This window comes from Pseudomonas sp. GL-R-26, assembly GCF_019947365.1.
Taxonomy (GTDB): Bacteria; Pseudomonadota; Gammaproteobacteria; order Pseudomonadales; family Pseudomonadaceae; genus Aquipseudomonas.
Window position 1 is genome coordinate 190,078 of record NZ_JAGYGI010000008.1, and the last position, 22,759, is coordinate 212,836.

Here is a 22,759-nt window from a genome sequence, read left to right on the forward strand (position 1 = left end):
CCTGTGCAGTGATGGCCGTGAGCCCGCAATGACAATGACTTCAGAACTCCCCGCAGCCTCCGTAGAACCTGGTATCGAGCCGCGCAAGAGTCGCAAGAACAACCCGGAAAAGACCCGCGAAAACATCCTGCAGGAGGCGATCGTCGAGTTCGTCCAACAGGGGCTTTCCGGGGCGCGCGTCGATGCCATCGCCGAGCGCATCCACACCTCCAAGCGCATGATCTATTACTACTTCGGCAGTAAGGAGCAGCTCTACGTCGAGGTGCTGGAGAAACTCTACGGCGATATCCGCAACACCGAAAATCGCCTGCACCTGGCGGAACTGGCGCCGGTCGAAGCCATTCGGCGGCTGGTGGAGTTCACCTTCGATCACCATGATCGCAACGTGGATTTTGTGCGCATCGTCAGTATCGAGAACATTCACAACGCCGAGTACGTGAAGCGCTCCGATGCGATCAAGGCGATGAACAACACTATCCTCGATTCACTGGGCGAGATTCTGCGCCGCGGCGCCGAGCAAGGGCTGTTCCGTACCGGTCTTGATCCGCTGGATGTGCATCTGCTGATCAGTTCGTTCTGCTTCTATCGCGTCTCGAACCGCCACACCTTTGGTGAGATTTTTCAGATCGACCTGCCGGATGAATGCATCAAGCAGCGTCATCGGGAGATGATTTGCGAGTCGGTTCTGCGGTACCTGCAAGCCTGAGGCGAGGTGAGGGGGTTGCCCCCTCACCTCAGTCATTCAGTCATTCATGCTCTGGAAATGTTCAAGCATCCGCTGGGCATCCGGCACCACGCCGCTGAACAACTCGAACGCCTTCACCGCCTGAAACACCGCCATGTTGCCGCCGTCCAGCGTCCGGCAACCGAGGGCGCGGGCGTTGCGCAGCAGTTCGGTTTCCAGCGGGAAGTAGACGATCTCCGCTACCCACAGTTCGGCCCGCAGCAGCTCCACCGGCACTGGCATGCCTGGCAGCTTTTTCATACCCATCGGCGTGGTGTTCACCAGGCCGTCAGCTTGGGCCATGGCGTTGGGCAGCTCATATCCGGCCACCGCTCGAGCGACGCCGAAATGCTGATTGAGATTGTCAGCCAGATCCTGGGCGCGGCGGATGTCCACGTCAAAAATGCTTAGCTGTTGTACGCCTTCGCTCAACAACGCGTGGGCCACCGCTGCACCTGCGCCGCCGGCGCCCATTTGTACGACACGTTCAACGGCAACGCCCTTCAAGCCCCGGCGAAAACCCTCGGCAAAGCCCAGGCAATCGGTGTTGTGGCCGATGCGTTTGCCATCCTTGAGCACCACCGTGTTGACCGCACCAATACCGCGGGCCTCCGGCGAGAGTTCGTCGAGCAGAGGGATGATCGCTTGCTTGCATGGAAAGGTGATGTTCAGCCCGGTGTAGTTCATGCGCTCGGCAGCCATCAACAGGTCGGGCAGGGCGTTGCTGTCGAGCTTCAACTGATCAAGATCGATCAGGCGATAGAGGTAGCGCAGTCCCTGGGCATCGCCTTCATGCTCGTGCATGGCTGGTGTGCGGGAAGCCTGGATGCCGGCGCCAATCAGCCCGGCCAGTATCACGTGGGTCTGAGTCACGGCGAGCACCCCTTCAAACGATGACTGAAGTGTTCCAGCGCCAGGCGATAGCCATGACTGCCAAAACCGGCCATCACCGCCGTTGCAATGGCGGATACGAACGAGTGGTGGCGGAAGGGCTCGCGGGCGTGCACGTTGGACAGGTGGACTTCGATCACCGGCAGTTCGCTGGCGACCAGGGCGTCGCGGATGGCGACCGAGGTGTGAGTCCACGCGGCAGGATTGATGACGATCCCGGCGCAGCGACCGCGGGCGGCGTGAATCCAGTCGAGCAATTCGCCTTCATGGTTGGTCTGGCGAAACTCCACTGCCAGGCCAAATTCTTCGGCGCTACGTGCGCACAGGGTCGAAATGTCTGCCAGGGTTTCGTGGCCGTAAGTCGCCGGTTCACGGGTGCCGAGCAGGTTCAGGTTCGGGCCGTTGAGCACCAGAACGATAGGGGACATCGGAATCTCTCCACTTATTATTTTTGGAATCGGCCGAGGATCCCGGCCTGTGGAGATAAATTGTACTAACTAGTTAATTTGGTCAATTGGAGTGAAGGCACGCTGACGGGTTGTGGGCGGTGATCGGACACTTTCGGTGTTCAGCGCGGCAAATGCTCCACCAGAAAATCAATGAACGCCCTCAAGCGTAGCGGTACATGGCGACTTTGCGGGTACAGCAAGGTAAACGGCCGGGAGCGCCCGCCATAGGGCTTGAGCACTTCCACCAGCGAGCCGTCGGCCAGTTCCTTTTCCACGATAAAACGATAGGTCTGAAACAACCCCGCCCCGTGTTTGGCCAAGGTGACACCGCCCAGTACATCGTCGGAACAACTGAGGCTGCCCTCGGCGAGAATTTCCCGGGGTACGCCTTCATCGTTGAACAACCAGGCAATACGCCGGCCGCTGCTGGGCAATTCGTACTGAATGCACTCGTGGTTTTCGAGGTCGTCGAGGGTTTGCGGAGTGCCGGCCCGTTTCAGGTAGTCGGGGCTGGCGATCATCACCAGGGCAGCATCTTCCAACGGGCGGGCGATCAGGCCGGAATCCGGGATGGCTCGCACGCGAATCGCCATGTCGTAGCCTTCGCCGACGAAATCGATGTTGCGATTGCTGATGTGCGACTCGACCTTCACCGCCGGATAGCGCGCCCGAAATTCGGGCAACAAAGGCAGGATTCGATGATGCGCGTAGGTGGTCGGAATACTGATGCGCAAGGTGCCGGACGGCACTTGCTGCTGGCCCATCACCTCGCGCTGGGCCTCGATCAGTTGCGCCAGGGCCAGGCGGCACTCCTCGTAATAGCGACGACCACTGTCGGTCAGCTTCACGCTGCGGGTGGTGCGCGCAAACAGACGCACGCCCAGGCGCTCCTCCATGCGCGACACCGAACGGCTCACGGCAGCTGGGGTGACACCCGCCACCAGCGCCGCGGCAGTAAAACTGCCGGCCTCGGCGGCCAGGCAAAACAGCTCAATGCTGCCCAACTGAAGATCTTCGAATTGTCGCTGCATGATTGATTACACCGGGGATCAGATGAAGTACCTGGATTAGTATTTATCAGGTGCCAGCGCCGTAATGAAAGGATTTCTTACCATTGCGCGCGGTGTTCCGCAGGGCTGGGTAACGGCAGGACACTAGTCTGAGGACGGAAGAAGTGATTCGACGGCCATTGCCAACGGTCGGATTTTCCAGAGAATGTCGAATCCTCGGATTCATTAACCTAACGGATGGGTTAGCATGAAGGTATGCAATTACAAAGGACTGTCGGTAGTGATCATGTTGCGAGACGAGCATTGTCCGCCTCATGCGCATGTGGAGGCCGGTACGTGGAGTGCGAGATTCAGGTTCTGCTTTTGGCACAACGGTGTCGAGCTCTGGGATGTAGTTCCGCTTTCGCGTCGGCCACCGTTGGCGGTGCTTGAGGGATTGCGCCAATCGCTCCAGCAACCTGCCCATTTGCGGCGCGCCCGGGGCATCTGGTGGCGAAAGTTACAAACGGCCTGTCTTGATAATCAATTGTGGGCCTGGCAAAGCAACGAAGTCGTTGTGGTGAAAAGGGTTGTCAGTACCACCAACATGATTGGATCGGCTTGCTACGAACCCGAATCGAACAAGACGTTGCTGTCCCTGATAGGCACACAGGAAGGTGTGGAGATCGAGTTATGAAAACGATAAAAGCCAAGGTTCAGGCCGATAATCCCGTAACGGAAAGTAGCCTGGACAAAGCCATTGAACGTGGCGAATTACGTAGAAAAAATAGCCTGCAGGCGACAGCGGTTACCTACCAGCCCCCCTGCCTGGCTGTCAGCTTCGAAGACGGCAGCGGCGTATTGTTGCCCGTGGCCAACTATCCGGAGTTCGATGATTTTGAGGGCGGGGACTTCGCCAGTCTGACTGTCGGCTATGCGGGTACTGCCCTATGCCATGAAGGCAAGGACCTGCATGTATCCATCGCCGGGATGATTTCTGCGAGCAAGTCGCTGATGGCCATGGCGGCCTCGGTCGTCGCTTCGCGCAATGGTCGTCAGAGCAGCGCCGCAAAGTCTGAAGCCGCGCGGGCCAACGGCAGGAAAGGCGGGCGCCCGCGCAAGGTCGATGTTGTCTTGTAAACGCCCACAAAAAAGCCGTCGTGAAGACGGCTTTTTTGTGCCTGGCAGGCGCCATCAACGCCGGGTCAGCATCACCCCGGATTCCATGTGATGGGTCCACGGGAACTGGTCGAACATTGCGCATCGGGAGATGCGGTGGGTGTCGTGCAGTTGGGCGATGTTGGCCGCCAGGGTCTCCGGGTTGCAGGAGATGTACAGGATGTTGTCGAAGCGCCGGGTCAGCTCGCAGGTGTCCGGGTCCATGCCGGCGCGGGGCGGGTCGACGAACACGCTGCCGAACTCGTAGCTCTTGAGGTCGATGCCGTGCAGGCGCCGGAACGGACGCACTTCGTTCAGGGCTTCGGTCAGCTCTTCGGCGGACAAACGCACCAGGGTGACGTTATCCACTGCGTTTTCGCTGAGGTTGCTCAAGGCCGCGTTGACCGAAGTCTTGCTGATTTCGGTGGCCAGCACCTTGCGCACGCGGGTGGCGAGCGGCAGGGTGAAGTTGCCGTTGCCGCAATACAGCTCCAGCAAATCATCGGAGCGATCGCCAAGCGCATCGTATGCCCAGTTGAGCATCTTCTGGTTCACCGTGCCGTTGGGCTGGGTGAACGCGCCTTCGGGCTGGCGATAGCTGAAGGTGCGGCCGCCGACTTCCAGCTTCTCGACCACGTAATCGTGACCGATGACTTCGCGTTTGCCCTTGGAGCGGCCGATGATGCTGACGTTCAAGTCGGCCGCGAGTTTCGACGCCGCCGCATGCCAGTGCTCGTCCAGCGGGCGGTGATAGCACAGGGTGATCATCGCATCGCCGGCCAGAGTGGTCAGGAACTCCACCTGGAACAGCTTGTGGCTCAGGGGCGCACTCGCTTGCCAGGCTGCCTTCAGCTGCGGCATCAACTGATTGATGCGCAGGCTGGCAATCGGGAACTCTTCGATCAGGATTGGCGTGCGTTTGTCTTCCTGGGAAAACATCGCGTAGTGACGCTCGCCGGCCTCGCGCCACAGGCGGAACTCGGCGCGCAGGCGGAAGTTTTTCAGCGGCGAATCGAAAACGGCTGGCTCCGGTGCATCGAACGGGGCCAGCAGGTCACGCAGACGCGTGACCTTTTCTTCGAGCTGAACGGCATAGGCCTGGGAATCAAAAGTCATGCGTTGAACCAACCCAGCTTGATCACGAACAGAATCGACAGGATCACCAGCGCCGGGTTCAGCTCACGGCCGCGACCGGACATCAGCTTGATGGCGGTCCAGGAAATGAAACCGAAGGCGATGCCATTGGCGATGGAGTAAGTGAACGGCATTGCCAGCGCGGTGATCACCACAGGCGCGGCGACGGTAATGTCGTCCCAGTCTATTTCGGCCAGGCCGGATGTCATCAGCACGGCGACGAACAGCAGTGCCGGTGCAGTGGCGAAGGCCGGAACGCTGGCGGCCAGTGGCGAGAAGAACAGCGCCAGCAAGAACAGGATCGCCACCACGACGGCGGTCAGGCCGGTGCGGCCGCCGGCACTCACGCCGGCGGCAGATTCGATGTAGCTGGTGGTGGTCGAGGTGCCCAGCAGGGAACCGGCCATGGCGGCGGTGCTGTCGGCGATCAGCGCGCGGCCCATTTTCGGCATATGGCCGTCTTTGCCCATCAGGCCGGCGCGCTTGGCCACACCGATCAGAGTGCCGGAGTTGTCGAACAGGTCGACGAACAGGAAGGCGAAGATCACGCTGACCAGACCGATGTCCAGCGCACCCTTGATGTCCAGTTGCAGGAAGGTCGGGGCGAGGGACGGCGGCATCGACATCACGCCGCCGAACGGGGTGAAGCCCATGACGATCGAAACGATGGTCACCACCAGAATGCCGATCAGCACCGCGCCGCGCACGGCAAGGGCTTCGAGGGCGACGATCAGGGCAAAACCGAGGGTGGCGAGGATCGGAGCCGGTTGTTTCAGGTCACCGAGGCCGACCATGGTCGCCGGGTTGCTGACCACGATACCGGCGTTGTGCAGGGCGATCAGTGCCAGGAACAAGCCGATGCCGGCGGCAATCGCCGAGCGCAGCGGCAGCGGGATGCTGTTGATGATCCATTCACGGATGCGGAAGATCGACAGCAGGAAGAAGCACACCGCCGAGATGAACACCGCCCCCAGCGCCACTTGCCAGGTATGGCCCATGTGCAGGACCACGGTGTAGGTGAAGAAGGCGTTCAGGCCCATGCCCGGTGCGAGGGCGATCGGGTAGTTGGCGATCAGGCCCATGGTCGTCGAGCCGATGGCGGCGGCCAGGCAGGTGGCGACGAACACCGCGCCCTTGTCCATGCCGGTCTCGCCGAGGATGCTCGGGTTGACGAACAGAATGTAGGCCATGGCCAAAAAGGTCGTGACACCCGCCAGAATCTCGGTCCGCACGTTGGTGTTGTGTGCCTTGAGTTGAAACAGCCTTTCCAGCATGTCTGCTCCCCGTGGCGCGCCGGGCGCCGTGAATGTATCGACCTCAACAGCAAAGCACAGGCAGCAGAACGCGCCTGGAAATTACTGTGGGCCGGAAAAAGCCGCGCATCATACCAGTAGCTTGGGAATATGGCTGCTTTGGCGGTGATCGTCGTCGAAGTTTTGCGACAAAGCCAAGTGCGCCATACTGCGCGCTGGTTTTCTGGGGTGGATGGGTCCTGCATGAAAAAGCGTCTGGTTGCCGTCTTCGGAGTATGGATGGCGTTGTTTCTCGGGGCTCAAGTGGCCGTGGCGGCCTCTGCTGCGCCGCTGACGCAATTGAAAGTGCTCAAGGTCGCGTCGCCGTCCTGTGGTGTCGAAAACATCGACGAAGGGCAAACCCGGACGCGCTGCGATCACAATGGCCCGAACATCATGGTGTACGTGCTGGAAGTGGGTTACGGGCGTGAGGCCCATGTTGCCCTCGACGGTTTCGAAGTGAACGGCACACGGACACCGGTCTGCGCGTTCAAGAACGGCAACCTGACCAGTTGCACCCCCGGGGAAAAAACCGTCGGCTATTTGTATGCCCTCGATCTGGCGGGCAAACAGGAAGGCACGCTGACCTTCAGCAATACCTCGATCAACGCGCCCGGTAACACGATGTCGACGCAGCTTTACATCAAGTAACCACAGGTCTCGAACAAGGGTCGGGAAAGCTGACTACGCTTAAAAGATCATTCCGTGGACAGTCCCTGATGACCTTTAGAGCCTTGATTGCCCTCGCCGAGGGCACCGATGACCTGCAAACCGTCACCCTGATCGACGTACTGCGTCGCGCCAAAGTAGAAGTGGTGGTGGCCAGTATCGAAGGGAGACGCATGCTCACCTGCGCTCGCGGCACTCGCCTGACGTCCGATGCGATGCTGGTGGATTTGCTGGCGCAACCCTTCGACCTGATTGCCTTGCCCGGTGGTGCGGTGGGTTCGCAGCACCTGTCAGCCCACCAGCCTCTGCAACAATTGATCAAGGATCAGGCAGCGGCCGGTCGCCTGTTCGCCGCCATCGCCGAAGCGCCCGCCGTGGCGCTGCAAGCCTTTGGCGTATTGCGTCAAAGGCGCATGACCTGCCTGCCCTCGGCCAGCCATCAACTGTCGGGTTGTACCTTCGTCGATCAACCGGTTGTGGTCGATGGCAACTGCATCACGGCCCAAGGCTCAGGCGCGGCTTTGGCGTTTGCCCTGGCGCTGGTGGAGCAACTCTGCGGTAAAGCCACTCGCATGGCAGTGGCGGGGGAGTTGCTCGTTTAGGTTTAGAGAGTGTCAGACTTTCGCCTCTTCCTTCTCGTCATCTTTAGCCACGTGCATACGATCGCGGCTGGCCAGAGTCGGGAACAGTTTGACCCACACCCCGGTCACCACCAGCGTGCCGATCCCGCCCATGACCACGGCGGGCACGGTGCCGAACCAGTGGGCAGTCAGGCCCGATTCGAATTCGCCCAACTGATTCGAAGCACCGATGAACAGACCATTCACGGCGCTGACCCGGCCACGCATTTCGTCCGGGGTTTCCAGTTGTACGAAAGATGCGCGAATCACCATGCTGATCATGTCTGCCGCGCCCAACACCACCAACACCGCCAGGGAAAACCAGAACGAGGTCGACAGGCCGAAGGCGATGGTTGCCACGCCGAAGATGCCTACGGCGGTGAACATCACCCGCCCGACGTTGCACTCCACGGCAAAGCGCGCCAGGAACAGCGACATCAGTAGCGCGCCCACCGCCGGTGCCGAGCGCAGCAGGCCCAGCCCCCACGGGCCGGTCAGCAGAATGTCCTTGGCGAACACCGGCAGCAGCGCCGTGGCGCCACCCAATAGCACCGCAAACAGATCGAGGGAGATCGCCCCGAGAATGTCCGGACGACTGCGGATGAAGCGAATGCCCGCCAGCAGCGAATCCAGAGTGGCCTTGCCCTTGTTCAACGGGGTTTGCCGGGCCGGCAGGTTGAGCATCAGCGAACAGGCGATGACATACAAAAGCACCGTCGGGCCATACACCCAGACGCTGCCGAAGGCGTAGAGCAAACCACCGAGGGCCGGGGCGACGATGGTTGCCGATTGCTGGGCCGATTGCGCGGCGGCCACTGCGCGGGGAAACAACGCGCTCGGCACGATACTGGGCAGCAGGGCCTGGGTGGTGGGCATTTCAAAGGAGCGAGCGGCACCGAGCAGGAAGGCCAGGATAAAGATCAATTCCCGGGTGACATGGTCGGTGGCGCTGCCGATGGCCAGCGACAGGGCGATCAATGCCTGCAGGGACTGGCAGATCGCAGCGACCTTGCGCCGGTCATAGCGGTCGGCGACGTGCCCGGTGTGCAGCATGAACAGCACGCGCGGGGCGAACTCGACCAGGCCGACCAGCCCCAGGTCGAGCACGTTGCCGGTCAGTTGGTACAGGTTCCAACCGATGGCCACGGTGAGCATCTGGAAGCCGCTGGCGGTAAATACCCGGGCCAGCCAGAACGCGAGAAAAGGGCGATGGTGACGTAACAGCAAGGGCTCTTGGCTGGGCATCTGCGGGAAAATCTGGGGAGAGGGGAACGACGAGATTATCACCAACCTGTAACAGAAAGTTGCCATGACAAAAGATTTAGTTAGCCAGACATCGATTTTTCAAACGCCGAAAACCTTGTGGTGAGGGGGCTTGCCCCCGTTCGGCTGCGCAGCAGCCGTAAAAACGATCGATCAGGGGGTAACTGCCAAAACGAATTTTTGCCGGGGGCTGAGGTCGCTTCGCAACCTGACGGGGGCAAGCCCCCTCACCACATCGATATTGCTTCATCCAAAATCTGTTTCAGGCCATTTCGCCAACTGTGAGGCAACTTGTCACGCGGCAAAAGACCACGCGGTTCCTCCCCGAAATTGGGACTACTCTTTCAACGTTGATTGATCCAGATCAAAACCCACAAAAGGAATTGATCCGGCGGCCGCAAGGCCAGACTCCCTGCGTTGTGATGCGTGCAAAAAAAAGAACAAACAGAGATTCGCCACACTCCATATCCGTGGGGGCCGTGGGTGCAGGCTTTAAGCCGGCAGCCGTACTACCTGACAGAGGAAGACTTATGTTCGGTTTAGAGGCACTTGATCTCGCCCGAATTCAGTTCGCGTTCACCATCTCGTTCCACATCCTGTTTCCGGCCATCACCATCGGCCTGGCGAGTTACCTGGCGGTACTCGAAGGCCTGTGGCTGAAAACCCATAACGACACCTACCGTGACCTCTACCATTTCTGGTCGAAGATCTTTGCCGTCAACTTCGGCATGGGGGTGGTTTCCGGCCTGGTAATGGCCTATCAGTTCGGCACCAACTGGAGCCGTTTCTCGGACTTCGCCGGCTCCGTGACCGGGCCGTTGCTGACCTATGAAGTGCTCACGGCATTCTTCCTCGAAGCCGGGTTCCTGGGCGTCATGCTGTTTGGCTGGAACAAGGTCGGGCGTGGCCTGCACTTCTTTGCCACCGTGATGGTGGCCATCGGTACGTTGATCTCCACGTTCTGGATTCTCGCTTCCAATAGCTGGATGCAGACCCCGCAGGGCTTCGAAATCGTCAACGGTCAGGTCATACCCACCGACTGGCTGGCGGTTATCTTCAACCCGTCGTTCCCGTATCGCCTGATGCACATGGCCACGGCGGCGTTCGTCGCCACGGCCTTCTTCGTCGGTTCCTCTGCGGCCTGGCATTTGCTGCGGGGCAAGGACAACCCGGCGATCCGCAAAATGCTCTCGATGGCCATGTGGATGGCATTGATCGTTGCGCCGATCCAGGCTGTCATCGGTGACTTCCACGGTCTCAATACGCTTGAGCATCAGCCGGCAAAAATCGCCGCAATCGAGGGTCACTGGGAAAACAAGGGCAACGAGGCGACCCCGCTGATCCTGTTCGGCTGGCCGGACATGAAGGAGGAAAAAACCAAATTCGCCGTCGAGATCCCGTACCTGGGCAGCCTGATCCTCACGCACACCCTGGACAAACAGGTGCCGGCGCTCAAGGAGTTCCCGCCTGAAGACCGGCCGAATTCAACCATCGTGTTCTGGTCGTTCCGGATCATGGTCGGCCTGGGCTTCCTGATGATCTTCACCGGTTTGTGGAGCCTGTGGCTGCGCAAGCGCGACACCCTCTACACGTCGCGGCCGTTCCTGTACCTGGCATTGTGGATGGGGCCGTCTGGCCTGATCGCGATCCTCGCCGGCTGGTTCACCACTGAAATCGGCCGTCAGCCATGGGTGGTCTATGGCCTGATGCGTACGGCGGATGCGTCGTCCAACCATAGCTTCGTGCAGATGAGCATCACCCTGATCCTGTTTGTCGTGGTTTATTTCGCGCTGTTTGGCGCCGGTCTTGGCTACATGATGCGCCTGGTGCGCAAGGGGCCGAAGATCGACGAAGGCAAGGAAACCAACGACGGTGGCCCCGGCCAGAAACGCACACCGGCCCGTCCGCTGTCCGCAGCCGACGACGATCACACCGATACCGGCCACAGCCTGACCAAGGAGATTTGAATCATGGGTATTGATCTTCCGCTGATCTGGGCCGTGATCATCATCTTCGGCGTCATGATGTACGTGGTCATGGACGGTTTTGACCTGGGCATCGGCATTCTCTTCCCGTTCATTCCGGGCAAGACCGATCGCGATGTAATGATGAACACCGTCGCCCCGGTCTGGGACGGCAACGAGACCTGGCTGGTGTTGGGTGGCGCGGCGTTGTTCGGCGCGTTTCCACTGGCCTATTCAGTGGTGCTCTCGGCGTTGTACCTGCCGCTGATACTGATGTTGATCGGGTTGATCTTCCGCGGTGTGGCCTTCGAGTTCCGCTTCAAGGCCAGGGACGACAAGCGCCATCTGTGGGACAAGGCGTTCATCGGTGGCTCGGTCACTGCGACGTTCTTCCAGGGCGTTGCGCTTGGCGCGTTCATTGATGGGCTGCCAGTGGTCAACCGGCAGTTCGCCGGTGGTTCACTGGACTGGCTGACACCGTTCACGATGTTCTGTGGTGCGGCGCTGGTGGTGGCGTATGCGTTGCTCGGTTGCACCTGGCTGATCATGAAGACCGAAGGCAAGTTGCAGGAGCAGATGCATGACCTGGCACGGCCATTGGCCTTCGTGCTGTTGGCGGTGATCGGCATCGTCAGCATCTGGACCCCGTTGGCCCACACGGAAATCGCCGCACGCTGGTTCACCATGCCGAATCTGTTCTGGTTCATGCCGGTGCCGATACTGGTGCTGGTGACGATGTACGGCCTGATCCGCGCCGTGGCCCGCAACGCGCACTACACGCCGTTCCTGCTGACCCTGGTGCTGATCTTCCTCGGTTACAGCGGGTTGGGCATCAGCCTGTGGCCGAACATCATCCCGCCGTCGATCTCGATCTGGGACGCCGCCGCGCCGCCGCAAAGCCAGGGCTTCATGCTGGTGGGCACGCTGTTCATCATCCCGTTCATCCTGGGCTACACCTTCTGGAGCTACTACGTGTTCCGCGGCAAGGTCACCCATGAAGACGGCTACCACTAGCCCTGTGCACCGCGAACCTTTGTAGGAGCGAGCTTGCTCGCGATGGCGTCCTCACAGACGCCATCCACCTTAAATGGAGTAATGAGCCATGCCTGGCAAACACACCCTGCACGACATTGAAGAAGCCGAAAAAAAGCCGCTGTGGCAGCGGCTCGGCTGGTTGGCCCTGATCTGGGTCGGCAGCGTGGGCGCCTTGTTCATCGTCGCCAGCCTGATGCGTCTGTTCATGAACGCGGCCGGCCTGACCACGCACTGACATCTCTCCCGTGGCCTCAGGGCACGGTTTTACGACCCTCCGACCGGAGGGTTTTTTTTGCCTGTTACTTGCGCGCCTTGAGGATCACGAACTTCGGATTGGCCGCCACTTGCTCGACACCACGGAACAATCGCGCCAGCTTGCTGTGGTAACCCAAGTGACGATTGCCGACGATGTACAGTGCGCCGCCCACGACCAGCGCTTCGCGGGCCTGCTGGAACATCCTCCAGGCCAGGAAGTCGCCCACCACCTGTTGCTGGTGAAAGGGTGGATTGCACAGCACGACGTCAAGCGATTGCGGTTCCTGGCCGGCCAGGCCATCACCGGCGCGCACGATCACTTCCCGTTCACCCAGCGCTGCGCGCCAGTTGTCGGCGGCCGATTGCACGGCCATGAACGACTCGTCCACCAGCGTGTAGTGGGCCTCGGGGTTTTGCAAGGCGCTGGCGATGGCCAGAACGCCGTTGCCACAACCGAGATCGGCGACCCGCGCCGAGCCAAGGCTTTTTGGCAGGTGTGGCAAAAATGCCCGGGTACCGATGTCCAGGCCTTCGCGGCAAAACACATTGGCGTGGTTGAGCAGTTCGATGGCCGGTTCGTCGAGTCTGTATCGCGTTGGGTAAGGCGACACCGCTGGCGTTTTGTCCTGAGCCGTGGCAATCAATAGCCGCGCCTTCTTCACCGCCAACGAGGCTTGCACGGGACCGATGTAACGCTCCAGCAAGTCGCCCGCCGCCCGGGGCAGATGCTTGATCATGGCTGCGGCAACCACTTGGGCGCCAGGTGCCAGTTGGCCTTGCAGGCGGATCAGTTGTTCTTCCAGCAGGGCCAGGGTTTTCGGTACACGGATCAGCACGCAGTCGAACGGCCCGGCTGGGGTTTCGCTGGCGGGTACGCTCGGCACCGCATCAAAGGCCAGGCCGTTGCGCACCAGGTTCTTTTCCAGACCCTGCAAGGCCAGGAACGAATCACCGCTGCTGACCACCTGCACCTTGCCCGCCAGGCTGGCCGCCAGCGCGCCGAAACTGTCATTGAGCACCAATACCCGGGTGTCCGACGCCGGCTGCTGTTCGGCCAGATGATTGAGCAGGTATTCATCGGCCGCATCGAAAGCTTGCAGCGGTTCGTTCTGCTGTTCGGGCTGGCGGATCAGGTCGAGGCTGGCGAAGGGTGTTTCGAGCAAAGGCATGGGGCGGGGCTCTGGGTAATCAACGGATGTCCCGCTGCCCGAAGGCGTTGGAGCGGGCGGAGCCGTCCGAGTGTAATGCGTCGTGAAGGTCTACACGCCATCACTCAGGAAGGACCGCAAATGGTACGTTTTTTTTGCCTGGATTACCCGCAGGTTTTCCCGCAGTCGGGCGCTTTCAGATGGCTCCGGACCGGGCCGCGGCGATGACTGCCGCAATCTTGTTATTGACGCCGAACTTCTCGATAGCCCTGTGCACATGAAAATTGACCGTGCGTTCACTCAAACTGAGGATCCTGGCAATTTCATAGGCCGTCTTGCCATCGGCTGACAGTTTCAATACCTCGAGTTCCCGCCGTGACAAGGGGGGAGCCTGGGGGCGAGCCGGTTTTCTCGGTTGCATTGCGATCGCCAGAGCGTGCAAATGGCGGCTGATGAACACCGAGAATCCAAGATGCTCGTACAGCTCATAGGCTGAAATCGGGCAATGGCTTCTGGCCAGGCTGAGAATACTGCGCAGACCGCTTTCCTCATCGTGGATCGCCTGGGACCAGCCATGCTGCAAACCTTGTTGCTGTAGCAACTGCCATAGCCATGGCGTCCTGGAAAAAAGCTCTTCGCTCCAGAGAACCGGCAACGTTGAGTGATTGCAATGCGCTATTACCGGATCTATTTGCGTGGCGTTGTTTTTTTCATATTGATCGTTCCACTCATGGGGAAAATTGTTCAGGTTCACCGTATTGGCGTCGGCCGCGACTGAGTTCGAAGTAATTGAAAAACCACAAAATTTATATCCAAGGTTTCTAGCAAAGTTGAGCGCGATTCGATAGGCCGTATTGATCTCTTGCGTGTGCGCCAAATGATTGAGCTGTGACTCCTTCCAGATCTCCATAGGGTGATCTCCATGTTTTTTGTTCAGATACAAGATTGGATCCGAAATGCGGCACGTCATGCAGTGTAGGGCAGTTCTTACGGCAATGGTTCGACAATTTTGCTCTTTTGACTGTTGTAAACGTGTGTTTCAGGTTCTTAGGCAATATATGAGTTATGAAATGCCATATGTCATTTTACAATCATGGTTGTATGTCACGTTTAATATTTGATCAGTAGTGCTCGTTAATGCCACTACAAATTGTCGGTGGTTACGCTGCTTTCTTTGCGGGACACTGGGGTATCTTTCGATTGGAGCCTTCCATGTCCGTCAGTGAAGAAAAATTTACCCGTCAGACCTTGCTCGAGGTTCATCCGCTGACCCCGAACCTGTTTACCTTGCGGGCCACCCGGGACGCAGGGTTTCGTTTTCGGGCGGGGCAGTTTGCCCGGTTGGGCGTCACCAAGGCTGACGGCAGCACGGTATGGCGCGCCTACTCCATGGTGTCCTCGCCCTTTGACGAGTTCCTCGAGTTCTTTTCCATTGTCGTACCGGGTGGTGAGTTCACCAGCGAGCTGAGTCGCCTGGGGGTTGGCGATGCATTGCTGGTCGACCGCCAGGCGTTCGGTTACCTGACGCTGGACCGGTTTGTCGATGGGCGCGATCTGTGGCTGTTATCCACAGGCACGGGCATCGCGCCGTTCCTGTCGATACTTCAGGATTTCGAAGTCTGGGAGCGATTCGAGCGGATCATCCTGGTCTACAGCGTTCGCGAAGCCCGGGAACTGGCTTATCAGGAACTGATCGCCGGGCTGGCGAAGCGTGAGTATCTGGCGGAGTACGCACACAAACTGCAATTGATCACCACGGTCACTCGTGAACAGCATCCCGGCTCATTGAACGGGCGGATCACAGCGCTGATTGAAAATGGCGAACTGGAGCGCGCCGCGGGTGTTGCGCTGACCCCTGAGCATTCTCGGGTCATGCTGTGCGGCAATCCGCAAATGATCGATGACACGCGCAAGCTGCTTAAACAGCGGGGCATGCACTTGAGCCTCAGCCGACGACCTGGTCAGGTGGCGGTGGAAAACTTCTGGTAAAAAAAACGGCGCTAAGAAGGCGCCGTTTTTTTGCTAATGCCATCAAGATCGGTTGTTCTGGGCCTTGAGCAAGTCGCGGATCTCGCCCAGCAACTCTTCTTCCTTGGTTGGAACCGGCGGCAGGCTAGGGGCCACGGCCTCTTCGCGCTTCAGGCGGTTGATGGCCTTGACGCCCATGAAAATCGCGAAGGCGACAATGACAAAGTCGATGATGGTCTGGAAGAATTTGCCATAAGCCAGCACCACCGCCGGCGTCGCGCCTTCCGCTGCCTTGAGGGTTATGACCAGATCACTGAAGTCCACGCCACCGATCAGCATGCCGATTGGCGGCATGATCAGGTCACCGACAAACGAGGTAACGATCTTGCCGAAGGCCGCACCGATGATGATGCCGACTGCCATGTCGACCACGTTGCCTTTGACCGCGAAGGCCTTGAACTCATTTAGCACGCCCATAGGTTATTTCCTTGTTACAGATGAGATTGATGAACGCAGTGTAAATCAGCAAATCACATTCTGCTCGAATCAACTGCCTGCCGTGCTTGCCAGCAATCGACAGCGGGTGGTGTTGAAAAATTCACCGATGGATTTCAATTGTGGGGCGGCCAGGCCTTCTGCGGTGTTTTGTATACGATGTTTTTTCAGCGATATGGCTTCGTTTGTGTGAGCGAGCAAGGTTGAGGGACTATCCCTGAATCGGGACGTTGAACGTTGATCGGGCAGTTAGTGGTCAGCGTGCGGTACTGAAAGTCTATTGGAGTTGTAGTGATGTGGACTATTTGGTTAGTTTCGAGGGTGGCAAGTTACGTGCTTCTCTGGGTTGATGACCGTGCGTTGTGTAAGTGTTTTCGGGGTTGAGTTTTAAACGTGTAAATGAATAAGGTGTGTATAGGTTTTCAAGTTGTATAGTAAGGTCTGTCTCTAGAGTTTATTGGTTATGTGGAACAAAAAACTTATACAAGGCCTGTAAGTGAGTGTGTATCAATATGTCTGAGTTTAATGGGGCTGTTTAAAATTATCAAAAGGGCTGCGAAGTATCTGGTCGCACTCGCGCGCTTCAGCTGAGCTATCATCGCGTTTTTTTCCGGGAGTTCCGATGGCCAAGGCCAAGCGCATGTACGGCTGCACCGAGTGCGGTTCAACCTTCCCCAAATGGGCCGGCCAGTGCGGTGAGTGCGGGGCCTGGAACACGCTTACCGAAACCATGGTGGAAAGCGGCGGGGCAGCCGCCCCCAGCGGTCGTACCGGCTGGGCCGGCCAGCAGGCGCAGATCAAGACCCTGGCTGAAGTCAGTGTCGAAGAAATTCCGCGCTTCTCCACCGCATCCAGCGAGCTCGACCGGGTTCTGGGTGGCGGGCTGGTCGACGGTTCGGTGGTGCTGATCGGTGGTGACCCCGGCATCGGCAAGTCGACCATTCTGCTGCAAACCTTGTGCAACCTCGCCAAGAGCATGCCGGCGCTGTACGTCACCGGTGAGGAATCCCAGCAGCAAGTGGCCATGCGCGCGCGACGCCTGGGGTTGCCTCAGGATCAGCTGCGGGTGATGACCGAAACCTGTATCGAAGCCATCATTGCCACGGCTCGTCAGGAAAAGCCCAGGGTGATGGTGATCGACTCGATCCAGACGATCTTTACCGAGCAACTGCAATCGGCCCCGGGCGGCGTGTCCCAGGTGCGTGAAAGCGCGGCGTTGCTGGTGCGTTATGCCAAACAGAGCGGCACGGCGATTTTCCTGGTCGGCCACGTCACCAAGGAAGGCGCACTGGCTGGGCCTCGGGTGCTGGAGCACATGGTCGATACCGTGCTGTATTTCGAGGGCGAGTCCGACGGGCGCCTGCGGCTGCTGCGGGCGGTGAAGAACCGTTTCGGTGCAGTCAATGAACTGGGCGTGTTCGGCATGACCGACAAGGGCCTGAAAGAAGTCTCCAACCCTTCGGCGATTTTTCTGACCCGTGCTCAGGAAGAGGTCCCGGGCAGCGTGGTGATGGCGACGTGGGAAGGCACGCGGCCGATGCTGGTGGAGGTTCAGGCGCTGGTGGACGACAGTCACCTGGCCAACCCGCGTCGGGTTACGTTGGGGCTGGATCAGAACCGATTGGCGATGTTGCTGGCGGTGCTGCACCGTCATGGCGGCATTCCGACCCACGATCAGGATGTGTTTCTCAACGTGGTCGGCGGGGTCAAGGTGCTGGAAACAGCGTCCGATCTGGCGTTGATGGCGGCGGTGATGTCCAGTTTGCGCAACCGGCCGCTGCCTCACGACCTGCTGGTGTTTGGTGAGGTGGGGCTTTCCGGTGAGGTGCGTCCGGTGCCGAGCGGTCAGGAGCGTTTGAAGGAAGCTGCCAAGCACGGCTTCAAGCGCGCCATCGTGCCCAAGGGCAATGCGCCGAAAGAGGCGCCGGCAGGGTTGCAGATCATTGCCGTGACGCGGCTGGAACAGGCGTTGGATGCGTTGTTCGAATAGCATTCAGGTGAATGCACAACCCTGCGGGAGAGGGGATGGCTAGATCTCGATCAGGGCGCCCAGCTCTCGCTCGAGCTCGACCTCATCAGCCAGGTTGAGCTCAATCAATCGCCGCAAGCGCTCAATGGACTCCAGGCTGATGTGCCGGCAGACGAAACCGAGCTGGCCGTGGTCTTCGTGGGTCAGTTGCACATCCATTTCAATGTCGATTTCATCGCTCAGATGAATATCCACTGAAAAATCCTGCTGGCGATCGCCCTGCCAGTGCTCGGGTCGCTCGATCAACAACCCCTTGAGCGACAGGTCAATCAACTTCACCGGCCAAGTGGACTCGCCCTGACTCAGCTCGGTTCGGGCATCGAACGCAATACGTTTGAAGCGGCGACGTTCGGCAGGGTGCTCGCTCATGGCGCGATCCTCGGAAATGTACGCTGACTATAGACCCGCATGATCAAGGGCTGCCAGCGCGTGCAGGTGTCTAGACCAATGTCGGGGTATGGTCTTTGCCGTCAGGAGCGCTAAACTCGGGGTGGCTGTCTTTCTTGTCCACTCTGGCTGGAATAATAAAATGAAAAATAATAATAGCCCGCTACGCCATTTGCCTTGGCTGGTGCTGGCAATCGTAGGTGCGTGCGCCCTGGGTGTCGTGGCATTGCGCCGAGGCGAGGCAATCAACGCCTTGTGGATTGTGGTCGCTGCCGTGGCCATCTATTTGGTCGCCTACCGCTACTACAGTCTGTTCATCGCTAACAATGTCATGCAACTCGATGCGCGACGGGCCACTCCCGCTGTGCTCAACAATGACGGTCTGGACTACGTTCCAACCAACAAACACATTCTTTTTGGTCACCACTTCGCCGCCATCGCTGGTGCAGGTCCTCTGGTCGGTCCGGTATTGGCGGCGCAGATGGGCTACCTGCCCGGCACGCTGTGGCTGATCGCCGGCGTGGTGCTGGCCGGTGCGGTTCAGGACTTCATGGTCCTGTTCATGTCCACCCGCCGCAACGGCCGCTCCCTGGGCGACATGGTCCGCGAGGAAATGGGTCGTATTCCAGGGACTATCGCGCTGTTCGGCTGTTTCCTGATCATGATCATCATCCTCGCGGTGCTGGCGCTGATCGTGGTGAAAGCCCTGGCCGAGAGCCCATGGGGGATTTTCACGGTGATGGCGACCATCCCGATCGCGATGTTCATGGGCATCTACATGCGCTACATCCGCCCGGGTCGCATCGGTGAGATTTCGGTGATCGGTGTGCTGCTGTTGCTGGGTTCTATCTGGCTCGGCGGGCAGATCGCTGCTGATCCGGTGTGGGCCAAGGCATTCAGCTTTACCGGTATCCAGATCACCTGGATGCTGATCGGTTACGGTTTTGTCGCAGCGGTATTGCCGGTGTGGCTGATCCTGGCGCCCCGCGACTATCTGTCGACCTTCCTGAAAATCGGCACCATCGTCGCTTTGGCCATCGGCATTCTGGTGACCATGCCCGAGCTGAAAATGCCGGCGCTGACCCAGTTCATCGACGGCACCGGCCCAGTATGGAAGGGCGGTCTGTTCCCGTTCCTGTTCATCACCATCGCCTGTGGCGCGGTCTCGGGATTCCACGCACTGATTTCCTCCGGCACCACGCCGAAACTGCTGGATAACGAAACCAACGCCCGCTACATCGGTTACGGCGGCATGCTGATGGAATCGTTCGTGGCGATCATGGCCATGGTTGCCGCTTCCGTGATCGAGCCGGGCGTGTACTTCGCCATGAACAGCCCGGCGGCCGTGGTCGGCGGTGATGTGGTGGCCGTTGCGACAGCCGTCAGCAACTGGGGCTTCGCCATTACCCCGGAAGCCCTGCAAGCGGTGGCCCACGACATCGGTGAAACCACCATCCTGGCCCGTGCTGGCGGCGCGCCAACCCTGGCGGTCGGTATCGCGCAGATCCTGCACAGTGTTCTGCCGGGTGAAAACACCATGGCGTTCTGGTACCACTTCGCGATCCTGTTCGAAGCACTGTTCATCCTGACCGCAGTCGACGCCGGTACCCGTGCCGGTCGCTTCATGCTTCAGGACTTGCTCGGCTCGTTCGTGCCGGCCCTGCGTCGCACCGAATCCTGGACTGCCAACCTGATCGCCACTGGCGGTTGTGTGGCCATGTGGGGCTGGTTGCTGTACCAGGGCGTGATCGATCCATTGGGTGGCATCAACACCCTGTGGCCGCTGTTCGGCATCTCCAACCAGATGCTGGCCGGTATCGCGCTGATGCTCGGCACCGTCGTGTTGATCAAGATGAAACGCCAGCGTTATGTCTGGGTCACCATGTTGCCGGCGGTGTGGCTGTTGATCTGCACCACGACAGCTGGCTTCATCAAGCTGTTCGATGCCAACCCGGCGATCGGCTTCCTGTCGCTGGCCAAGAAATACAGCGATGCCTTGGCCAACGGCCAGATCCTCGCCCCGGCCAAGGACATCACCCAGATGCAGCACGTGATCTTCAACGCCTACACCAACGCAACGCTGACCGCACTGTTCCTGTTCGTGGTGTTCAGCATCCTGTTCTATGCGCTCAAGGTCGGTATTTCCGCCTGGGGCAGCAAAGAACGTACGGATAAAGAATCGCCATTCCAGGCGCTGCCGGAAGCGTGACCAGAGGATTGCAGCATGTTCAATGACTTGAGTCGCCTCGGTAAATACCTCGGTCAGGCCGCGCGCCTGATGGTTGGCATGCCCGACTACGACAACTACGTCGAGCATATGCAGACCAAGCACCCGGACAAACCGGTGATGAGCTATGAGATGTTCTTCCGGGAGCGTCAGGAAGCCCGTTACGGTGGCAAGGGTGGGCCGAAGTGCTGTTGATCCGGATTGCGGGTTAACAGCAAAACCTGTGGGAGCGAGCCTGCTCGCGAAAGCGGTGTATCAGTCAGCATATTTGTTGAAGCTGACGGCCCCTTCGCGAGCAGGCTCGCTCCCACATTTGTTTTGTGTTGTTTTTTCACTGTGTGAAAAAGGAGATCCAGTTTGTCCTCTCCCATCCCGGTCACGATCCTCAGCGGCTTCCTCGGCGCTGGCAAGACCACCCTGTTGCGTCACCTGCTCAAGGCCGAGCACGGTCTGAAAATCGCCGTGATCGAAAACGAATTCAGCGACGCCGGTATCGATACCCAGTTGTTGGGCGATGAGCCGGTACAGGTGATGACACTGTCCAATGGCTGCGTCTGCTGCACCATCCACACCGACCTGACCAAAGCGCTTTATCTGTTGCTCGAGCGTCTGGACCAGGGCGACATCGCCTTCGACCGCCTGGTGATCGAATGCACCGGCCTGGCCGATCCGGCGCCCGTGGCACAAACCTTTTTCATCGACGAAGAGTTGCGTGAGCGCTATATCCTCGACGGCATCATCACGCTGGTCGACGCCGCGCATGCCGACTTGCACCTGACCCAGACCATCGCCCAGGCGCAGATCGGATTCGCCGACCGCTTGCTGGTGAGCAAGCGTGACCTGGTGGACGAAGCGACCTTCACCGCGTTGAGCGAGCGCCTGACCCGCATCAACCGCCGCGCCCCGATCCGCGTGGTTGACCACGGCAAGATCGACCTGGCCGAGTTGCTCGATGTGCGCGGCTTCAACCTCAACGCCGACCTCGGTGGTGGCGTGAGTTTGCGCCCGGTCAGCCAGGCAGCTCCATCCATGGACCGCATTTCCAGCCTGGTGCTGCGCACTGAAAAACCGCTGGATATCGACAAGCTCAGTGAGTTCATGAACGAGCTGCTGGAGGAGCATGGCAAGCAATTGCTGCGCTACAAAGGCGTGTTGAATATCCTCGGCGAATCCCGTCGCATGGTGTTTCAGGGGGTGCTGAAGCTTTATGGTTTCGACTGGGATACCGAGTGGGCGGAGGACGACGTGCGCGAGAGCGTGATCGTGTTCATTGCCGATGATTTGCCGGAAGAAAAGATTCGCGAGGGGTTTGCGCGGGTGGCGGCGGAGTAACGTCAGAAGTTGCAGCGAGCCTTGAGCCGCATCGCGAGCAGACTCGCTGAAGTGCACTCCCCCTGTGGGAGCGAGCCTGCTCGCGAAAGCGATCTAACCTGCGGCACAGTTTTGGCCCATTGCCGATGCAGGGCTCAGCAACAAATCTTCCAGATAATCCAGATGCCGGTTGAGCGCGACTTGCGCCGTCGCGGCATCTCCTCGTTCCAGCGCATCCAGAATCTCCATGTGCTCCACGCAATAATCCTTCTGCTGCAGATCAAACTGCGCAATCGCCAAGGAAGTCAGCGGAACCAGGCTCTCAAGAAAATGCGCTAGCGGTGCATTCCCCGCCATTTGTGCCAACTGCAGATGAAACTCTCCCGACAATCGAATCGCCCGGCCACGCTCGACGCATTGACGCTCGTTTTCGACCAGTGTCCGCAGGTGCTTCAGGTCTTGCGCGCAGGGTCGTTGACAGGCCAGCCGCACCAACATGATCTCGGCCAGGCGCCGGGCATGCAGTGTCTGCCGGGTCTGCTCGACATCAAGCTCGGCGACGCGGGGACGATGGTTGACCCGAAGGATGATGACCTGCTGATGGGACAGTCGCGTCAGCACATCACGCATGTCGCTGCGCCTTGCACCGAACATCTGCGCCAGGCTTTCTTCGGTAAAGCGACTGGCCGAATGGATGCGCTGTTCGAAAATGGCGTCGAGGACCCGCGAATACAGATCATCCACCGACGGG

Annotated in this window: 24 protein-coding genes; 13 read left to right on the forward strand and 11 right to left on the reverse strand. The window is 59.3% G+C overall.

Going from position 1 to position 22,759, the window contains the following annotated elements:
• The first annotated feature begins 28 nt into the window (after nucleotides 1-28).
• Nucleotides 29-706: a TetR family transcriptional regulator gene (locus KGA96_RS11090; protein ID WP_046041738.1), complete on the forward strand. Its 678-nt coding sequence runs from the start codon at nucleotides 29-31 to the stop codon at nucleotides 704-706.
• 36 nt (nucleotides 707-742) lie between these two features.
• Here KGA96_RS11090 and KGA96_RS11095 read toward each other — a convergent pair whose 3' ends face one another.
• The 3 genes from KGA96_RS11095 to KGA96_RS11105 form a co-directional block, all read right to left on the reverse strand.
• Complete coding sequence (locus tag KGA96_RS11095) at nucleotides 743-1,597, reverse strand: shikimate dehydrogenase (RefSeq protein ID WP_223512807.1); 855 nt, start codon at nucleotides 1,595-1,597, stop codon at nucleotides 743-745.
• A complete protein-coding gene (aroQ, locus tag KGA96_RS11100) occupies nucleotides 1,594-2,043 on the reverse strand; it encodes a type II 3-dehydroquinate dehydratase (RefSeq protein WP_046041739.1) in 450 nt (149 codons plus the stop codon). Before aroQ ends, KGA96_RS11095 begins: the two co-directional genes overlap by 4 nt.
• 140 nt (nucleotides 2,044-2,183) lie before the next feature.
• Nucleotides 2,184-3,095, reverse strand: coding sequence for a LysR family transcriptional regulator (locus KGA96_RS11105; RefSeq protein ID WP_046041740.1), 912 nt, complete (start codon nucleotides 3,093-3,095; stop codon nucleotides 2,184-2,186).
• Between the two features lie 226 nt (nucleotides 3,096-3,321).
• Here KGA96_RS11105 and KGA96_RS11110 point away from each other — a divergent pair, with 226 nt between their 5' ends.
• Both KGA96_RS11110 and KGA96_RS11115 read left to right on the forward strand, forming a co-directional pair.
• Complete coding sequence (locus KGA96_RS11110; RefSeq protein ID WP_223512810.1) at nucleotides 3,322-3,750, forward strand: DUF4160 domain-containing protein; 429 nt, start codon at nucleotides 3,322-3,324, stop codon at nucleotides 3,748-3,750.
• Nucleotides 3,747-4,193: a DUF2442 domain-containing protein gene (locus KGA96_RS11115; protein ID WP_046041742.1), complete on the forward strand. Its 447-nt coding sequence runs from the start codon at nucleotides 3,747-3,749 to the stop codon at nucleotides 4,191-4,193. Before KGA96_RS11110 ends, KGA96_RS11115 begins: the two co-directional genes overlap by 4 nt.
• Nucleotides 4,194-4,247: 54 nt before the next feature.
• Here KGA96_RS11115 and trmA read toward each other — a convergent pair whose 3' ends face one another.
• A complete protein-coding gene (gene trmA / locus KGA96_RS11120; RefSeq protein ID WP_102672598.1) occupies nucleotides 4,248-5,327 on the reverse strand; it encodes a tRNA (uridine(54)-C5)-methyltransferase TrmA in 1,080 nt (359 codons plus the stop codon).
• Nucleotides 5,324-6,619, reverse strand: coding sequence for an NCS2 family permease (locus KGA96_RS11125; RefSeq protein WP_046041744.1), 1,296 nt, complete (start codon nucleotides 6,617-6,619; stop codon nucleotides 5,324-5,326). Before KGA96_RS11125 ends, trmA begins: the two co-directional genes overlap by 4 nt.
• 222 nt (nucleotides 6,620-6,841) lie before the next feature.
• Between KGA96_RS11125 and KGA96_RS11130 the strand changes: the two genes are divergently transcribed.
• Nucleotides 6,842-7,288, forward strand: a complete 447-nt coding sequence (locus KGA96_RS11130) for a DUF4879 domain-containing protein (protein ID WP_046041836.1) — start codon at nucleotides 6,842-6,844, stop codon at nucleotides 7,286-7,288.
• A 68-nt stretch (nucleotides 7,289-7,356) separates the two neighbouring features.
• A complete protein-coding gene (locus KGA96_RS11135; protein WP_046041745.1) occupies nucleotides 7,357-7,908 on the forward strand; it encodes a DJ-1 family glyoxalase III in 552 nt (183 codons plus the stop codon).
• A gap of 12 nt (nucleotides 7,909-7,920) precedes the next feature.
• Here KGA96_RS11135 and KGA96_RS11140 read toward each other — a convergent pair whose 3' ends face one another.
• Nucleotides 7,921-9,171 (reverse strand): MFS transporter, encoded by a 1,251-nt coding sequence (locus KGA96_RS11140; RefSeq protein ID WP_046041746.1) that lies wholly within the window; start codon nucleotides 9,169-9,171, stop codon nucleotides 7,921-7,923.
• Between the two features lie 548 nt (nucleotides 9,172-9,719).
• Between KGA96_RS11140 and KGA96_RS11145 the strand changes: the two genes are divergently transcribed.
• The 3 genes from KGA96_RS11145 to KGA96_RS11155 all read left to right on the forward strand — a co-directional run bounded on the left by KGA96_RS11145 (nucleotide 9,720) and on the right by KGA96_RS11155 (nucleotide 12,423).
• On the forward strand, nucleotides 9,720-11,156 hold the full coding sequence (locus tag KGA96_RS11145; protein WP_223512812.1) for a cytochrome ubiquinol oxidase subunit I: 1,437 nt from the start codon (nucleotides 9,720-9,722) through the stop codon (nucleotides 11,154-11,156).
• Nucleotides 11,157-11,159: 3 nt separating this feature from the next.
• Nucleotides 11,160-12,167: a cytochrome d ubiquinol oxidase subunit II gene (gene cydB, locus KGA96_RS11150; protein ID WP_046041748.1), complete on the forward strand. Its 1,008-nt coding sequence runs from the start codon at nucleotides 11,160-11,162 to the stop codon at nucleotides 12,165-12,167.
• 88 nt (nucleotides 12,168-12,255) lie between these two features.
• On the forward strand, nucleotides 12,256-12,423 hold the full coding sequence (locus KGA96_RS11155; RefSeq protein WP_080925332.1) for a DUF2474 domain-containing protein: 168 nt from the start codon (nucleotides 12,256-12,258) through the stop codon (nucleotides 12,421-12,423).
• A gap of 64 nt (nucleotides 12,424-12,487) precedes the next feature.
• Here KGA96_RS11155 and KGA96_RS11160 read toward each other — a convergent pair whose 3' ends face one another.
• A complete protein-coding gene (locus KGA96_RS11160; RefSeq protein WP_046041749.1) occupies nucleotides 12,488-13,612 on the reverse strand; it encodes a methyltransferase in 1,125 nt (374 codons plus the stop codon).
• Nucleotides 13,613-13,787: 175 nt separating this feature from the next.
• Nucleotides 13,788-14,501 carry a helix-turn-helix transcriptional regulator gene (locus KGA96_RS11165; protein ID WP_046041750.1) on the reverse strand — a complete coding sequence of 238 codons (714 nt, stop codon included), beginning with the start codon at nucleotides 14,499-14,501 and terminating at the stop codon, nucleotides 13,788-13,790.
• A 302-nt stretch (nucleotides 14,502-14,803) separates the two neighbouring features.
• Here KGA96_RS11165 and KGA96_RS11170 point away from each other — a divergent pair, with 302 nt between their 5' ends.
• Nucleotides 14,804-15,580, forward strand: a complete 777-nt coding sequence (locus KGA96_RS11170; RefSeq protein WP_223512815.1) for a ferredoxin--NADP reductase — start codon at nucleotides 14,804-14,806, stop codon at nucleotides 15,578-15,580.
• A gap of 42 nt (nucleotides 15,581-15,622) precedes the next feature.
• On the opposite strand, the gene mscL is transcribed toward KGA96_RS11170, so the two are convergent.
• Complete coding sequence (mscL, locus tag KGA96_RS11175) at nucleotides 15,623-16,036, reverse strand: large-conductance mechanosensitive channel protein MscL (protein WP_046041752.1); 414 nt, start codon at nucleotides 16,034-16,036, stop codon at nucleotides 15,623-15,625.
• A 640-nt stretch (nucleotides 16,037-16,676) separates the two neighbouring features.
• On the opposite strand from mscL, the gene radA reads away from it, so the two are divergent.
• Nucleotides 16,677-18,044, forward strand: a complete 1,368-nt coding sequence (gene radA, locus KGA96_RS11180; RefSeq protein WP_057400505.1) for a DNA repair protein RadA — start codon at nucleotides 16,677-16,679, stop codon at nucleotides 18,042-18,044.
• Between the two features lie 39 nt (nucleotides 18,045-18,083).
• Here radA and KGA96_RS11185 read toward each other — a convergent pair whose 3' ends face one another.
• Nucleotides 18,084-18,452 carry a PilZ domain-containing protein gene (locus tag KGA96_RS11185; protein WP_223512817.1) on the reverse strand — a complete coding sequence of 123 codons (369 nt, stop codon included), beginning with the start codon at nucleotides 18,450-18,452 and terminating at the stop codon, nucleotides 18,084-18,086.
• Nucleotides 18,453-18,612: 160 nt separating this feature from the next.
• Between KGA96_RS11185 and KGA96_RS11190 the strand changes: the two genes are divergently transcribed.
• The 3 genes from KGA96_RS11190 to yjiA all read left to right on the forward strand — a co-directional run bounded on the left by KGA96_RS11190 (nucleotide 18,613) and on the right by yjiA (nucleotide 22,029).
• Nucleotides 18,613-20,679, forward strand: a complete 2,067-nt coding sequence (locus KGA96_RS11190) for a carbon starvation CstA family protein (RefSeq protein ID WP_046041755.1) — start codon at nucleotides 18,613-18,615, stop codon at nucleotides 20,677-20,679.
• 15 nt (nucleotides 20,680-20,694) lie between these two features.
• Nucleotides 20,695-20,892 (forward strand): YbdD/YjiX family protein, encoded by a 198-nt coding sequence (locus KGA96_RS11195; protein ID WP_007895266.1) that lies wholly within the window; start codon nucleotides 20,695-20,697, stop codon nucleotides 20,890-20,892.
• 162 nt (nucleotides 20,893-21,054) lie between these two features.
• Nucleotides 21,055-22,029, forward strand: coding sequence for a GTPase (gene yjiA, locus KGA96_RS11200; protein ID WP_223512818.1), 975 nt, complete (start codon nucleotides 21,055-21,057; stop codon nucleotides 22,027-22,029).
• A gap of 93 nt (nucleotides 22,030-22,122) precedes the next feature.
• On the opposite strand, the gene KGA96_RS11205 is transcribed toward yjiA, so the two are convergent.
• The coding region (locus tag KGA96_RS11205) for a GntR family transcriptional regulator (RefSeq protein WP_223512819.1) at nucleotides 22,123-22,759 on the reverse strand (637 nt) is incomplete at its 5' end.